This is a genomic window from Ensifer adhaerens (genome assembly GCF_000697965.2).
Lineage (GTDB): Bacteria > Pseudomonadota > Alphaproteobacteria > Rhizobiales > Rhizobiaceae > Ensifer > Ensifer adhaerens.
Map to the genome: position 1 here is coordinate 422500 of NZ_CP015881.1, position 14659 is coordinate 437158.

The window sequence follows — 14659 nt, forward strand, 5'->3', positions numbered from 1 at the left end:
TTATTCGCTCCGGGTAATCTTGGTCGAGCGCACCGGAGTGCCGGCATTCTCGACGCGGGCCGCCGCAAAGGCGATCATGAAGGACTGCGCGACCGGCAGCATGGCGAAGATTGCCGCGAGGCCAGTGGCCGGCGCAAAGGGAATGGTGGTGACACCATCGCTCGCCGCCTCGCCGGAAGCGTCGAAGACGATGACCGGCGAACCGGCTTCGGCGGCCGAGATCGCCATAGCGCGAACGAGCCCGGCGGTTGCATCCGCTCCACGGAAGAGAACGACGCCAACCGAAGGGCCGAGCATTTCCATAGGCCCATGCCGGAGCTGACCGCCTTCGAGCGAGAAACAGGGCAGGCGCGAGAGTTCGGTCAAGCCGAGACCGATCGCCTCTGCGAGGCCCTGCAGGCGACGGCCTGAGGTGACGACGGAGCGGACGTTGCTCAGGGCCGCAAGCGCTGCGGACGTATCCGGCGATTGCGGGTTTTCCAACGCGGAAAGCGCTTCGCCGGTGTCATCGCCGAGGGCTGCGAGGACGGAGAGGTGCAGGGCGAAGCTGATTGTCAGGCTGCGGGTAGCAGCAAAGGCCTTTTCGGTGCCGCCGACGCCGACCAGCGAAGGCGCGTTGCTTGCGAGGAAGGAGCCACCTTCCAGCGTCAACCCGAACGTGTGCGGCGTTCCGCCATCGGTCTCGGCGAACCAGCGCAGCACTTCGGCGCTTTCGCCGGACTGCGAAGTGATGAGGATCGTCTTGTCCTCGATCGACAGCGGCTGGCCGAGCTGCTCTGAAAGCGGCAGGGCGACGGCGTCGATGCCATGAGCGCGGTAGAGCGGTTCGACAGCGCGGCCGACCGCATGCGAGCCGCCCATGCCGAGCAGCAAGAGTTTGCCGGTCGCTTTCAGCGAGCGGGCGATCTCTGCGGCGCGCGGCGCTGCGCCGCGGACGGAGGCGACCGCATCGGCGGCCTGCCACGCCATTTCACGATCGATTGCGGCGAGCCCTGCGGGGCGTTCCGAAGTGGTCATGGCCGTCATCCCTTCACACCGCCGCTGGTAAGCCCGGAGATCAGGGCACGTTGCATGACGAGGCCGATCAGTACCGGGGGCAGGGCGGCCAGCACCCCGGCTGTGGCGATCAGCCCGTAATCGGAGACACGGCCGCCGGCGAGATCGGAAATGGCAACCGTAAGCGTCTTGGCGCGCAGGTCCGACGTGAAGAGCAGCGCGTAGAAGAATTCATCCCAGGCAAGCAGGAAGGCAAAGAGTGCCGATGTCGCCATGACGGGTGCTGCGAGCGGCAGGGTGATGAGCCTCAGGATCTGGTCGAGGCGGGCGCCGTCGATCATCGCGGCACTCTCGATCTCCTTGGGGATGGAATCAAAGCCGGATTTCAGCAGCCAGGTGGTGAAGGGCGCCAGAATGGTGAGGTAGACAAGGGCCAGGCCGAACACAGAATTCAGAAGCCCGAGATAGGCAAGCCCCATGTAGAGCGGCACTGCGAGCGCCACCGGCGGCAGCATGTAGGTGGCGATCACCGCATAGAGCGACCAGGAGACATTTGACGTGCGCGACACCGCCCAGGCGGCCGGAATGGCGACCGCGATCGCTGCCAGCGTCGCCATGCCGGCGACCTTCAGGCTGTTGAACAGCGAAGCGGTAAAGGCCGCACCCGCGCTGTTCTCGATCGTCGACAGAAGCAGCCGGTAGCGCGAGAGGTCGATTTCCTCCGGCCACCAGTTGAGCGGCTTCGCCGAGAGGTCGGCGGCCGACGAGATGCTCATGACGAAGAGCCAGAGGATGGGGGCGAGAATGATTGCCGCCAAGAGCAGCGCTGCCGCATAGACGAAAACGGTAAAGAGTGGGCTTTGGCGTTCCATCACGAGGCTCCCGCGGCTTTGCGCACCATGGCCGCGTAGGCAACGGCGAGCACGGTGACGAGCAGGGTGACGATCAGCGCCAGCGACGCGCCGGATCCCGCCCGCTGGAAGGAGAAGGCTTCCTGATAGACCAGGATCGACAGGGTGCGGGTGCTGTTGGCCGGACCACCGCGCGTCATCACCCAGATGAGGTCGAAGACCTTGAACGCCTCGATGGTGCGCAGCACCAGCGCAACCAGCAGCGGGCCTGCGAGATAGGGCATGATCACGTAGCGGAAACGGTTGAAGGGCCCCGCGCCATCGACGAGCGAGGCGGCGGTGATATCTCGCGGCACGGCCTGGAGGGCGGCAAGCGCGATCAGCGCGACCAGCGGAAAGTTCTTCCAGCAATCGGCGACGATCAATGCCGCCAGCGCCGAACCGGGTTCGCCGAGCCAGGAGCGGTAGCTGTCGATCACTCCGAACTGCAACAGGGCGGCGTTCAGCGCGCCGTATTCCGGGTTGTAGATCAGCCGCCACAGCGTGGCATTGACCACGGTCGGCAGCGCCCAGGGCAGGATCATCAGGGCTCTGAGCGCCGTGCGGCCGCGGAATTGCTGGTTGAGCAGCAGGGCTGCGAGCACGCCCAGCACCATTTCGGCGGTAACGGAGACGACCGCGAACCAGGTCGTCGTGATGAACGCACGCTGGAAATTCGAGCCGCCAAGCATCTTGGCATAATTGTCGAAGCCGACGAACGTGCCTTCGGTGCCGACGAGCTTGGCGTCAGTGAAGGAAAGCCTGATCGTGTCGATCAACGGCCAGCCGATGACGGCGATCATCACCGCCAGCAGTGGCAGCATGAGCAGCCATGCGCGCGTTGTTATCCAGGTGCCGGACATAGGATGGAAACCTTCTCGGGCCTAGGGAGCCCCGTCATGCTATCGCATATTGCCCCGGACCGTAATCGACCCAAGCGAATGATGCGCCAAATCAAAGTGTTAAAGCGTTGCGGCGGCGCCGCCAATTCCCGCGGTCCCCGGGCGGTTTCCCGCCCGGGGCTTGGGAGGGCGGCTCAAAGGCCGCTGTTTTCGGCCGCCGTCTTCAGGGCGTCTTCGGCCGAGGCTTGGCCAAGAAGCGCTTCCTGGATCGCCTGTTGAAGGGCGGTCGAAAGTTCCTGGTACTTGGGGGTCGTCGGACGCGGATACATGGCAGCGAGGCCAAGCTTGGCAGCACCGATCAGCTCTTCCTGGCCCTTGGTGACGCTGGCGTCCTCATAGGAGGAGGCCCAGATCGGCAGGCTGAGCTTGGCGTAGGTGTTCTGCGTCTGCTGCGAGGTCATGTAGACGATGTACTTCCAGGCATCGTCCGGGTTCTTGCTGGTCGAGGTGACGCCGAGGCCCATCGAGCCGTTGACAGCCGAGACTTCGCTCTTGCCGGCCACGCCCGGTGCCGGCACGACGCCGACCTTGCCCGCGACCTTGCTTTCCTTCGGATCGTTGGCGAGGTTGTACATGTAGGTCCAGTTGAGAGCGAAGGCGGCTTCGCCGTTCTGGAACACCTTGCGCACGTCCTCCTCCAGGAATTCCTTGGAGTTCGGGTTGGTCAGGCCCGAGGTGTAGCTCGTCACCATGTAGTTGAGCGCGTCGAGACCGCCGCCAGAGGTGAAGGCCGGCTTGCCGCCATCGATGAACTTGCCGCCATAGGCGCTGACAAGCGTGGTGTAGTCGCAGATCGCGGCTTCGGCCTGCGACCAGCTCCAGGCGATCGGGGTTGCGAGCAGACCCTTGTCCTTGATGACCTTGGCCTGTTCGGCAAGCTCGTCCCAGGTCTTCGGCGGTGCCTTGATGCCGGCCTTCTCCAGGATTTCCTTGTTGTAGAACAGGTACTTGGTGTCGAGGATCCAGGGCATGCCGTAGCGCTTGCCGTCATATTCGACCGTCGTCCAGGCGCCGGGCAGCACGCCGGACTTCATCTCGTCGGTGATGCGGTCGGTGACGTCGACGAGCACCTTGTTGGCGGCATATTCGGCCGGCCAGATCACGTCGAAGAGCACGACGTCGTAGCCGCCGCCGGAGCCCTGTGCCAGCACGGTCTTGTCGTGCAGGCCTTCATAGGGAACGAATTCGAGATTGACCTTCACATCCGGGTTGGCCTTGGTGAAGGCCTCGGTCATGGCGCGTACATCCGCCTCGCTATAGGCGGCCTGCGCCATGAACAGTGCGTTGAGCGTCGTTTCAGCATGCGCGTGGCCAGCGAATGAGACGCCGGCAAGGGTCGCGCAAAGCAGCGTCGTTCTTATGGATTTCAACATTCCTACCTCCCAATGACATAAGCGTTTCAGATTTCCCGGCATGCCTTATGCGGCACGCCGCATGCGAGAAGTCCGCTCTTCACAAAGCGGCTGTCGACATAACAATTGGAGCGCTCGCGGTCGGTCCTGCCGCCGCTGTCGTTCCCCCGAAGCTCTTTTCGGCTTCTATTAAGTCAATTGTCTTGACTTATTTTTTGTTCAATATTCTAACAGTGTCAAGAGGGGTTTTTGGATGAACGATATGCGCCTGATCCGGGCGAAGAGCGGCACCAATCAGGAGGGGACGAGCGCGCATAACCGCCGCGTCATGATCGACGCGTTGCGACTGAACGGCCAATTGTCCCGCGCGGAACTTGCCCGCGCGACGGCGCTGACGAAGCAGACCGTTTCCAACATCATCGAGGATCTGGAGCGCGACGGGCTGGTCGAGTCACTGCAAGCAGTGCGTAATGGCCGCGGGCAGCCTTCGACGCCCTACCGGCTGGTGCCGGAAGGCGCGTTCGCAATCGGGCTGCAGATCGACCGGCACGTGACGCGTACGATCGCGGTCGATCTCGTCGGCCGGGTGCTCGCCCGCGGCGAGGCCAACCTGCCGGCCGGCGGGCCGGCGACCGGGGTCAGGACCATCCTGGAGCTGATCGAAAAGACCCGCCGTGACCTGACGGCGCTTGCGCCGCATTCGGAGGATCGCCTGGTCGGGCTTGGTGCTGCCATGCCGGGTCCCTTCGGCGTGGAGGCCGATGCCGACGACCCCTGGATGATGGCCGCCTGGCAGAACTTTCCGTTGCTCGAAACGCTTGCCGCGGGCACCGGGCTCGATGTCGGCCTGCAGAATGACGCCGCTGCAGCCGCCACCGCCGAGCGTATGGTCGGGGCGGCGCATGGCGTCGATCATGCGATCTGCATTTACTTCGGCTATGGCCTCGGCGCGGGCCTGATCCTCAACGGCGAACTCTATCGCGGCGCGAACGGCAATGCCGGCGAGATCGGCATGATCCTCAGCCTGCCGCGCGGGGCCAGCTCCGACGAGCGCATGCCGCTCGAACACCGCGCCTCGATCGCTTCGCTGTGCAAGCTTCTCGACCTCGACCCGGCCGATCCGGACCTCTATGCACGCATCGATGCTGTGGCAGAGAGCCCCGACCAAAGGCTGCTGCGGTGGATCGACGCCGCTGCCTTTGAAATGCGCGCGGCTGTTCAGGCGCTGGAAACGATCTTCGACCCGCAGACGGTGATCCTCTGCGGTGGCCTGCCGCCGGGCCTTGCGCGCCTGTTGACCGACGCGATGATGCCGCTGCTTCCGTCGATCGCCGACCGGCGAGACCGTACACTTCCTCGGCTGCAGGTCGGCTTCACCGACCCCTGGGCGGTGGCGATCGGCGCTGCCGCCGAGCCGATCAGCCGGACCTTCGATCCGCGCTTTTCCGCGATCCTCAAGACCCGGGCCGGCGCCGCCGTCTGACCGCCGGCTTTAGACGATCAGGTCCGGGGTTCGTCCAGACGGGCGAGTTCCGCAAATTCGGTGCCGAGAAAATCGAGCAGGGCGCGGACGGAGGGAAGCAGGCCGCGCCGCGACGGGAAGGCAGCATGAATGATGCCGGCCTTCGGCGCCCAATCGGGCAGCACGTCGACAAGCGTGCCGTCCTTCAGGTCCTGCCGCACGACCATGGTCGGCAGCTGGCAGATGCCGACGCCGTTGAGCGCGGCGAGCCGCAGGGCCACCATGTCTTCGGTTACGAGGCGTGGCCGATGTCGGACGATCGCGGTCGCGCCGTTGGGACCGTCGAGCCGCCAGTCGTGGCTTTGGCGGTCGGGGTTCCAGGCAAGGCTCGGCAGGCCGCCGAGATCCGCCGGTGCCGGCGGGTTGCTCAAACCGGCAAGCAGCCTGGGGCTGGCGACCAGCCTTTGTTTGCTCTCGGCGAACCGCTTGACGACGAGATCGCTTTCCTCGAGCGGCGGGAAGCGCACGCGGATGGCGACATCGATGCTTTCGCGCAGGACGTCGACGCGGCGATTGGTGCTTTCGAGCACCACCTCGACCTTCGGGCATTCGGCCATGAAGCGCGCGATCATCTCGCCCACCTGGAAATAGACGACCGACGACGGGCAGCTGACATGAACCACGCCCTGCGGTTCGGAACGGGTGCGGTCGATCATTTCCTGCGCCGCCTCGGCCTCCACCAGCATGGCGACGCAGTGGCGGTAATATTCCCGTCCGATCTCGGTGATGACGAAGTGGCGCGTCGAGCGCTGCACCAGCCGCACCCCGAGGCGCGCTTCGAGAAGGCCGATGCGACGGCTCAGGCGCGAGCGCGGCATGTTCAGTTTCCGGGCCGCGGCGGCAAAGCCGTTCTGTTCGACGACGTCGACGAACAGCTTGAGATCGTTCAAATCCTGCATGGGCGTTTGTCCTGTTTTCAGGACACTGTAGACCGATATGGCTGTCTACCGCCAGATTTGGTGCAGACGTATCTTCCCTCCAACGCTCTCGCTGACATGGCGAGACCAAGGAGAAACAGCCATGAGAAAGATACTCGGCATCTTCGGGAATGCGCATCCGCATTGGGTTGGTGATGGCTTCCCGGTCCGTTCGCTGCTGGCGCGCGACCGCGCCGGCGATCATGTGAGCCCGTTCCTTCTGCTCGACTATGCTGGGCCGATGAATTTTGCCCCTGGTGTCACGCCGCGCGGCGTCGGTGTGCATCCGCACCGCGGCTTCGAGACGGTGACGATCGTCTACCAGGGCGAGGTCGACCATCGCGACTCCGCCGGCAATGGCGGCCATATCGGTCCGGGTGACGTGCAATGGATGACGGCTGCGGGCGGTATCCTGCATGAGGAGTTCCATTCGGAGCGCTTCACACGCGAAGGCGGCACGCTCGAAATGGTGCAGCTCTGGGTCAACCTGCCGGCCGCCCACAAGAGTGTCGATCCCGGCTACCAGACCTTGCTCGATCGCGACATTCCGACGGTCAGCCTGCCGGATGGTGCGGGATCGCTCAGGGTGATCGCCGGAAGCTACGCCGGAACGCAAGGGCCGGCGCGCACCTTCACGCCAATCAACCTCTGGGACCTGCGCCTGAAGCAGCGAGGCTCGCTCAGCCTCGATCTACCCGAGGGCCATTCGCTCGGCCTCGCGGTCCTGCGCGGTAATGTGCTCGTCAACGGTAGCGATCTTGTGGGAGAGGCGCAATTCGTTCTCTTCGGCCGCGACGGGGGCGGCATTACGCTGGACGCCAATTCGGATGCGACGGCGCTCATCTTGACCGGCGAACCGATCGACGAACCGGTCGCCATGTACGGCCCCTTCGTCATGAACACCGAACAGGAAATCAGGCAGGCGATGACGGACTTCCAGTCCGGTCGATTCGGCAAGATCGCGAGCGTTTAGCCGCGCGAGACCGCATCGCGAACACGGAATGAACCACGACTGAACAGGAGACCGGGCGGTGCCGCCCCTCAATCCCAACGCCGAAGCGCATGCGCTTCGGGGAACCCGAACGCATGCCTGCTTCCCGAATGCAGCCATGCAATCAAGCCAGCAAGGAGCAAGACCATGACACCTGCAAACTTCAACGGACAGCGCCCGGTTATCGATCCCGATGATGCGGTGATGCTTTTGATCGACCACCAGAGCGGCCTGTTCCAGACCGTCAACGACATGCCGATGCCGAAGCTTCGGGCCCATGCGGCAGCGCTTGCCAGCATGGCGACGCTGACGAAAATGCCGGTCATCACCACGGCCTCCGTGCCGCAGGGCCCGAACGGCCCGTTGATCCCGGAAATCCATGCCAATGCCCCGCATGCCAAGTATGTCGCCCGCCGCGGCGAGATCAACGCCTGGGACAATCCGGACTTCGTCGCCGCCGTCAAGGAAACCGGCCGCAAGACCCTGATCATCGCCGGCACGATCACCAGCGTCTGCATGGCCTTCCCGGCGATCAGCGCCGTGCATGACGGCTACAAGGTCTTCGTGGTCGTCGACGCTTCGGGCACCTACTCGAAGATGGCTGAGGAGATTACCCTTGCCCGTGTCGTTCAGGCCGGGGTGGTGCCGATGGATACGGCAGCGGTCGCCTCCGAACTGCAGCGCACATGGCACCGCGACGACGCCCAGCAGTGGGCCGAGATCTACACCAAGATTTTCCCGGAATATCAGCTGCTGATCGAAAGCTACCTCAAGGCCCAGCAGGTCGAGAAGGATCAGGAACAGCTCGACTCGCAGCGCGGCTAAGGCCCGCGGCGGGCAAGAGAATGAAACACCCACGGCAGATATCCTGCCGTGGGTGTTTTGTCTTGATGATTAGCGGCGGTCGATTTCCAGAATGGTCTGGAACAGCACTTCTGCGCCGCGGGCGCATTCCTCGGGCGCGGTATATTCCGCCTCGTTGTGCGAGAGCCCGTCCTTGGATGGCACAAAGATCATGGCAGTCGGGGTGATTGTCGCGATATGGGCGGCATCATGCCCGGCGCCGGAGACCATGTCGGTCGCCGAATAGCCGAGCGCTTCCGTGCTGGCGCGCACGGCGTTCACGATCGCCGGATCGAAAACGACAGGCGCCTTCGACCAGATGTGGTTCAAGGCGACACCTGGCCCAGTCTTGCAGACAGCGTCTTCAAGGGCCGCTTGCATCTGATTGAGCCCCGTCTCGGAAAGATGGCGCATGTCGATCTGGAGCCGAACGGAACCGGGCACGACATTGCGCGAATTCGGCCCCACCTCGACGAAACCGACAGTGCCGACACCCGGCGGGTTTTGACGGGCGATGTCGCGGACGGCAAGGACGATTTCGGCCGCCGCAACAAGTGCATCGTCGCGCTGCGCCATCGGCGTGCTGCCCGCATGCGCCTCCGTGCCCGTGATGGTGACATCGAACCAGCGCAGCCCTTGGATGCCCGTGACGACACCGACCTCGGTCGCCGACGCTTCGAGCAGCGGCCCCTGCTCGATATGGAGCTCGACATAGGCGGCAAAGGAAGCCGGATCGATCTTGGCCTTGCCGCGATAGCCGATCGCATCGAGCGCCGAACCGACCGTGACACCTTCGCGGTCGGTGCGCGCCTGGGCGTCATCGAGCGCCAGCGCGCCGGCAAAGACGCCGGAGCCCAGCATTGCCGGCGAGAAGCGGGAGCCTTCCTCGTTCGTCCAGTTGACGACCACGAGCGGATGGCGAAGCCGGGTGGCGCTTTCCTTGAGGGTGCGCAGGATTTCGACACCGGCGAGCACGCCGAGGATGCCGTCGAAGCGGCCGCCCTGCGGCTGGGTATCGAGATGGCTGCCGACGGCGATCGCCGGCAGCGACATGTCCTCGCCGGCATAGGTCGCAAAGATGTTGCCGATGGGGTCAATCTCGACCGTGCAGCCGAGCGCGCGGCATTCCGCGACATACCAGTCGCGGACTTCACGATCCTCCTCGGTCAATGTCAGCCGCGTGACCCCGCCCTTGTCCGCAGCACCGAAGCGCGCGGTCGAGACGATGTCGGCCCACAGCCGGTCGCCGCTTGTCGCCGGCGTGTTGATGCGGCTGGTTTCGCTGCGCATGGCTTCGGCGCTCATTTCTGCTGCTCCGGCGCGTCCTTGTTGAGCCGATAGCGGAAATCGCAATGGGAGGCGCCCTGCATTACAGTCTGGGTGCGCTCCAGCGTGATGCGCGGGTCGTAGCCGGTGCAGAAGACGCCGTCGCGGTTGCAGGACAGCAGGTGTCCGATATGGCCGAGGCCCATCTCGCGATAGGTCTCGGCGTAGCGACAGCGCTTGACGTTGTAGTGGAATTCCTCGTCCGTCGCCTTGGTGACCTCGATGACCAGCGCGTCGTCCTGGGTCCAGAGATCCTGAAGTTCCTGGAAGGTGCGCAGGTTGGTGCCGCCGGGTGTCTTGGCGGCAAAGGTCCGGCCCGCCTCGATCGCGGCCTTGGTGATCGCCTTGTCGAGGATCGCCTGGGCGCGCTCCTCGCCGATCTCCTCGCGCATCGCCTCATAGATTGGCGCGATGATGCCGGCCTCGATGCGGCGGCGCGCGAGAATTCCGATCTCGCCATCCATCGCGACGCGCGAGTCGGCGTTTTGATTGTCCGTCTTTTCCATGCAATGCCTCCCTGTCTGCCTAGGGGCAGAAGAACAGGGGCAGTTTACTACGCTGTCGATGCTTCCGTGTTGCAAATCCGTACCGGAACGATCGAATGCTGTGCAAATATTTTGCGCCAATCTCCGACCGCGCAGGAATCATTCCCGCTTTTTGGGGAATATGCATAGCCGCGTGGTGTAGCGCCCGGAATCGGCGCTGTGCCGTCAGCGCTCGCTGCTTGAAACGAACCAGCGGTAATAGGGATTGGTCGGCTCTACGCGCATCAGCAATTCCATGTCGCGCGCCCACTCGTCGCGGTAGCCGGCATAGGCATTCAGCGAGGCCTGGTAGAACAGCATCAGCCGGTTGTGGGCATCCGTCACGGATTTGTCGAACGCCGGGTCCGCGCCGAGAAGCGGAGCCTTGCTGCGGAGGGCAACCAGGGCCGGCAGCGTGCGCTGCAACTCGTCGGGGCGAACCCAGCTTGCATATTCGATCCGCGGTTGGTCGTCGGTGACCGGCAGGGCCGAACCGGCATAGCGCTCCAACCCGGTGCGATCGGACATCCAGGTCGCGAGCAGGTCGGCCGGTCCGGAAATGCCGACGTCGCGAAGCGCTGCTGCAAGCGTCGGGTCGGCGAGCCGGGCGGCAATGCGGGAAGCGTCAAGCTCCTGCGGCTCAATGGAGCCAATGAGCAGCATCTCGTGCAGTTCGGTCGACCAGAGCGTCGCATGCGGGAAACTGTCGAGGAAGCTGCGCACGAGCGCGCGGGTGTCCTCGTCGTTCTGAGTGGCGATCGGCAGCCATTGCGCGACAAGCCCGTTCGGCGCGAGGCGCTCACGCGCCAGGCGATAGAAGTCGGACGAGTAGAGGTTGACCACGCCGGCGGCCGAGGGCGGCGGCGGTTCGAGCGTGATCAGATCGTAGCGGGATTGGCTCCGCATCAGTTCGCGCCGGCCGTCGGCTACGCGCACGTCGAGACGGCTATCGCCAGCCGCATTGAAGTTGCCGGCAAAGAGCGTCGAGGCGCGGGCGACCGAGGGCAGGAGTTCGGCGGCAACGCGCCGGTCGAGGCCGGGATAGGCGAGCAGCGCACCGGCGGTGATGCCGGTACCGAGACCGATGACCAGAGCCGATTTCGGCTCGCCCTTGTGGATGACGAGCGGCAGTAGCGCCTGCAGCCGCATGTAGCGCAGCGACGGCATGGCATCGCCGGTGTTGGAAACGCCCTGGATGTAAAGGCGGCGGAAACGGCGGTCGGGCTGCCCCTGTTCGATGACGGCGACGGTGGCGCCGAGACCCTCTTCATAGGAAACGATCGTGCCATTGCCGCGCGAAAGGTTGAGCAGGCTCGCCAGCCGATCCGACGGCACGATGACGGCGATCAGCACGGTGAGGGTGCCGAGAGCCGGTGCGAGTAGCCGCCGGCCCATCCAGCCGCCCTGTCCGCGACTGACGGCGACGAGCCCGATTGCGGCTGCGGCAATGGCGAGGACGGAAAAACTTCTGACGATACCGAGAGACGGGATCAGCACAAAGCCGGTCAGAAGCGTGCCGAAAATGCCGCCGAGCGTGTTCAAGGCAAGAACCCGGCCGGTGTCGCGGCCGGCGTGTTCAGGGTCGACGGCGAGCCCGAGGGCGACCGGGAAGGCGGCGCCGAGGATCAGCGTCGGGATAAAGACGATCGTCAGTGCGGCGACGAGGAAGCGCGCGCACATGCCGGCAAAGATGCTACCGGTGACGTCGGCGACGGCGGCCTCAGCGCTGGTCTGCAGCGCCGTCAGCCAGGGGCCAAGCAGCGCAAGTTCGGCGAGCGCCACCAGGCCGGCGAGCGTGATCAACAAGCCGAAGGCCCCCCAGGGGTCGGACAGGCGCTCGCTCCGGCGCGCAAAAAGGGCGGCGCCGAGGGCAAGGCCAGAAAGATAGGTGGCAAGCACCACGGAAAAGGCGAAGGAGCGGGTGGAGATGAACTGCACGATCGCCTGCGACCAGGCCACTTCATAGCCAAGGGCGATACCGCCGGCGATGGCATAGAGGACAAGCGCCAGCCGCGAACCGTTAGCGCTACGCGTTTCCCCAGGGAGTGTCCCTTGAACAGGTTCCCGGGCGATAGGCACATTCAGGGAAAGCGCGATCGCTGCGGCGACAAGGCCGAGCCCCGCTGCCGCAAGCCCTGTCGCCTGAACGCCGAGGGCGGGAATGAGAACGAAAGAGACCGCCAGGCACCCGGCGATCGCGCCGAGCGTATTGGCGGCATAGAGCCTGCCGCCCTTCGCGGCGACGCTGCCTGCTGAGGCGTTTAGCGCCCGCAGCAGGACCGGCAGGGTGCCACCCATCAGGAAGGCTGGCGTCGCCACGATCAGGACCAGCAGGGCCCAGGCGGCGAGCGGGCTGGTGCCCTCAATCGCGACGAAGACCGGCGCGATTCTGGAAAGTATGAAGGTGACGCCGGCGCCGAGTATGGCGACCCCGGTTTCAAGCAGGGCATAGAGGCGGAGCGGCTGGCGGGAACGGTCGCCGGCACGGCCAAGGACAAAACTGCCGAGCGCAAGGCCGAGGAAGAAGGCGCTGACCCCGGTGCTGACCGCATAGACATCGACGCCGGTGACCAGCGAAAGCTGCTTGATCCAGAGAACTTGGAAGACCAGAGCGGCGGTGCCGGAGAGGAAGAGCAGGAATGCCGCGGCTGCCGGAGCGATGTGCGTCCGCTTTGCCGCCGAGGTGCCCTCATTCGACTCCTCGAAAATTACCGATCGAGCGGGCGGAACGGTCTTCGTCATTGCGGCACGCCATCTCTTAACAAAGGCAGGAAGAGAAGGCGGCACACCAGGCGCCGCCTTCGAGAGTGTTATTGGGCAGGTTGGGACTTCGCCAGGATCTCGTCGATCTTCTGGTGCACGCTTTCTTCGATCTGATCGACCGAGAAGCTTGCCGGCTTCTGGCTTGGCGGATACTCGATGAAGGTTTCGAGGAACGCGGCGGATTTCCCGACCGCTTGGGCGAAGAGATAGGCATTTTTCGTTCGCCAGTCGTTGTATTGATCGGAGACGATGTCCGCCCGCTCATAGGGGTCCATCCGCAGGTTGAAGATCTTCGGTGCGCGCAGGCAGGTGAAGGGATCCTGCCAGACGTCGAAACCTCCCGGCTTGCGCATTTCGCAGTAGACGGCTTTCCAGTTGTCCCAGCGCATGCCGACGAGCTTGGCGTCGTCGTTGAAGTAGAAGAACTCCTTGCGTGCGCTCTTTGGCTGCTCGCCGGTGAGGTAGGGCAACTGGTTGTAGCCGTCGAGATGAACCTTGAATGTCTTGCCGTCGAGGTCGGTACCCTTCAGCAGACGTTCCTTGATGTCCTTGTCGCCGGCGGCAGCCAAAAGCGTCGGGAACCAGTCGAGACCCGAGAACATCTCGTTGGAAACGCCCGGCTTGATCTTGCCGGGCCAGCGGATCATTGCCGGTACCCGGAAGGCGCCTTCCCAGTTCGAGTCCTTTTCGCTGCGGAACGGCGTGGTCGCCGCATCCGGCCAGGAGAACTGGTTGGGGCCGTTGTCGGTCGTGTAGACGACGATGGTGTTGTCGGCGATCTTGAGCTCGTCGAGCAGGTCCAGCAGTTTGCCGACGTCCCCGTCATGCTCGATCATGCCGTCGGCATAGTCGTTGCCGGGCATTCCGCTCTGGCCCTTGTACTGGTCGCGCACATGGGTGAACAGATGCATGCGTGTCGTGTTCATCCAGGTGAAGAACGGCTTCTTTGCTTCCGTCTGCTTCTTGATGAAGTCCATTGCCGCCGCGGTCGTCTCGTCGTCGATGGTCTCCATGCGCTTGGAATTGAGCGCTCCGGTGTCCTCGACCTTGCCGTCGGCGAAGGAGTGCAGCACGCCGCGTGGGGCATAGGACTTGAGGAAAGCCGGATCGTCCTTCGGCCAGTATGGGCGTTCCGGTTCTTCTTCGGCATTCAGGTGATAAAGGTTGCCGAAGAACTCGTCGAAGCCGTGTGCCGTCGGCAGGAAACGGTCCTGGTCGCCGAGGTGGTTCTTGCCGAACTGACCGGTGGCATAACCCTGGGCTTTCAGCGCCTGGGCGATCGTCACGTCGCGGTCCTGGAGTCCGACCGGAGCGCCGGGAACGCCCACCTTGGACATGCCGGTGCGCAGCACGGTCTGGCCGGTGATGAAGGTAGAGCGGCCGGCGGTGCAGCTGTTTTCGGCGTAGTAATCGGTGAACATCATGCCGTCGTGCGCGATCCGGTCGATGTTCGGGGTCTTGTATCCGACAACGCCGAAGGAGTAGGCGCTGATATTGGTCTGGCCGATATCGTCGCCAAAGATGACGAGGATGTTGGGCTTGGCGGCATCCTGCGCGAAGGCCGGCAGCGCGGAGGCGGAAATCGACGACATAAGCACGGTGCCGGCGAGCGCCAGCGCTTTCGGTTTCGCGG

General features: G+C 64.3%; 12 protein-coding genes. 3 read left to right on the forward strand and 9 right to left on the reverse strand.

Annotated elements, in window-relative coordinates; genetic code table 11:
* The 4 genes from FA04_RS21580 to FA04_RS21595 all read right to left on the reverse strand — a co-directional run bounded on the left by FA04_RS21580 (window position 1) and on the right by FA04_RS21595 (window position 4161).
* Complete coding sequence (locus FA04_RS21580) at window positions 1-1017, reverse strand: SIS domain-containing protein (protein WP_090426584.1); 1017 nt, start codon at window positions 1015-1017, stop codon at window positions 1-3.
* A 5-nt stretch (window positions 1018-1022) separates the two neighbouring features.
* A complete protein-coding gene (locus FA04_RS21585; RefSeq protein WP_034799119.1) occupies window positions 1023-1868 on the reverse strand; it encodes a carbohydrate ABC transporter permease in 846 nt (281 codons plus the stop codon).
* Window positions 1868-2749: a carbohydrate ABC transporter permease gene (locus tag FA04_RS21590; protein WP_034799121.1), complete on the reverse strand. Its 882-nt coding sequence runs from the start codon at window positions 2747-2749 to the stop codon at window positions 1868-1870. The genes FA04_RS21585 and FA04_RS21590 overlap by 1 nt, the downstream gene beginning before the upstream one ends.
* Window positions 2750-2922: 173 nt before the next feature.
* A complete protein-coding gene (locus tag FA04_RS21595; RefSeq protein ID WP_034799124.1) occupies window positions 2923-4161 on the reverse strand; it encodes an extracellular solute-binding protein in 1239 nt (412 codons plus the stop codon).
* A 232-nt stretch (window positions 4162-4393) separates the two neighbouring features.
* Between FA04_RS21595 and FA04_RS21600 the strand changes: the two genes are divergently transcribed.
* On the forward strand, window positions 4394-5623 hold the full coding sequence (locus FA04_RS21600; protein ID WP_034799127.1) for an ROK family transcriptional regulator: 1230 nt from the start codon (window positions 4394-4396) through the stop codon (window positions 5621-5623).
* Window positions 5624-5640: 17 nt separating this feature from the next.
* On the opposite strand, the gene FA04_RS21605 is transcribed toward FA04_RS21600, so the two are convergent.
* On the reverse strand, window positions 5641-6561 hold the full coding sequence (locus tag FA04_RS21605; RefSeq protein ID WP_034799129.1) for a LysR substrate-binding domain-containing protein: 921 nt from the start codon (window positions 6559-6561) through the stop codon (window positions 5641-5643).
* A 121-nt stretch (window positions 6562-6682) separates the two neighbouring features.
* Between FA04_RS21605 and FA04_RS21610 the strand changes: the two genes are divergently transcribed.
* Both FA04_RS21610 and FA04_RS21615 read left to right on the forward strand, forming a co-directional pair.
* Window positions 6683-7552: a pirin family protein gene (locus tag FA04_RS21610; protein ID WP_034799131.1), complete on the forward strand. Its 870-nt coding sequence runs from the start codon at window positions 6683-6685 to the stop codon at window positions 7550-7552.
* Window positions 7553-7717: 165 nt separating this feature from the next.
* Window positions 7718-8395, forward strand: coding sequence for an isochorismatase family protein (locus tag FA04_RS21615; protein WP_034799134.1), 678 nt, complete (start codon window positions 7718-7720; stop codon window positions 8393-8395).
* Window positions 8396-8464: 69 nt separating this feature from the next.
* On the opposite strand, the gene FA04_RS21620 is transcribed toward FA04_RS21615, so the two are convergent.
* The 4 genes from FA04_RS21620 to FA04_RS21635 all read right to left on the reverse strand — a co-directional run bounded on the left by FA04_RS21620 (window position 8465) and on the right by FA04_RS21635 (window position 14618).
* The gene (locus FA04_RS21620) at window positions 8465-9718 is read right to left on the reverse strand and encodes a Zn-dependent hydrolase (RefSeq protein ID WP_234798800.1); all 1254 of its coding nucleotides are present in this window, start codon (window positions 9716-9718) and stop codon (window positions 8465-8467) included.
* Entirely contained in the window at window positions 9715-10245 is a 531-nt protein-coding gene (locus tag FA04_RS21625; RefSeq protein ID WP_034799136.1) for an L-2-amino-thiazoline-4-carboxylic acid hydrolase, read from the reverse strand. Before FA04_RS21625 ends, FA04_RS21620 begins: the two co-directional genes overlap by 4 nt.
* Window positions 10246-10449: 204 nt before the next feature.
* Window positions 10450-13005 carry a spermine/spermidine synthase domain-containing protein gene (locus FA04_RS21630; RefSeq protein WP_234798801.1) on the reverse strand — a complete coding sequence of 852 codons (2556 nt, stop codon included), beginning with the start codon at window positions 13003-13005 and terminating at the stop codon, window positions 10450-10452.
* A gap of 68 nt (window positions 13006-13073) precedes the next feature.
* The gene (locus tag FA04_RS21635) at window positions 13074-14618 is read right to left on the reverse strand and encodes an arylsulfatase (RefSeq protein ID WP_051659503.1); all 1545 of its coding nucleotides are present in this window, start codon (window positions 14616-14618) and stop codon (window positions 13074-13076) included.
* Between the last annotated feature and the right edge of the window lie 41 nt (window positions 14619-14659).

Coding starts and splice junctions, on each gene's coding strand:
- FA04_RS21580 (WP_090426584.1), bottom strand. CDS start 1,017: ATGACCACTTCGGAACGCCCCGCAGGGCTCGCCGCAATCGATCGTGAA.
- FA04_RS21630 (WP_234798801.1), bottom strand. CDS start 13,005: ATGACGAAGACCGTTCCGCCCGCTCGATCGGTAATTTTCGAGGAGTCG.
- FA04_RS21620 (WP_234798800.1), bottom strand. CDS start 9,718: ATGAGCGCCGAAGCCATGCGCAGCGAAACCAGCCGCATCAACACGCCG.
- FA04_RS21610 (WP_034799131.1), top strand. CDS start 6,683: ATGAGAAAGATACTCGGCATCTTCGGGAATGCGCATCCGCATTGGGTT.
- FA04_RS21600 (WP_034799127.1), top strand. CDS start 4,394: ATGAACGATATGCGCCTGATCCGGGCGAAGAGCGGCACCAATCAGGAG.
- FA04_RS21590 (WP_034799121.1), bottom strand. CDS start 2,749: ATGTCCGGCACCTGGATAACAACGCGCGCATGGCTGCTCATGCTGCCA.
- FA04_RS21615 (WP_034799134.1), top strand. CDS start 7,718: ATGACACCTGCAAACTTCAACGGACAGCGCCCGGTTATCGATCCCGAT.
- FA04_RS21635 (WP_051659503.1), bottom strand. CDS start 14,618: ATGTCGTCGATTTCCGCCTCCGCGCTGCCGGCCTTCGCGCAGGATGCC.
- FA04_RS21605 (WP_034799129.1), bottom strand. CDS start 6,561: ATGCAGGATTTGAACGATCTCAAGCTGTTCGTCGACGTCGTCGAACAG.
- FA04_RS21595 (WP_034799124.1), bottom strand. CDS start 4,161: ATGTTGAAATCCATAAGAACGACGCTGCTTTGCGCGACCCTTGCCGGC.
- FA04_RS21585 (WP_034799119.1), bottom strand. CDS start 1,868: ATGGAACGCCAAAGCCCACTCTTTACCGTTTTCGTCTATGCGGCAGCG.
- FA04_RS21625 (WP_034799136.1), bottom strand. CDS start 10,245: ATGGAAAAGACGGACAATCAAAACGCCGACTCGCGCGTCGCGATGGAT.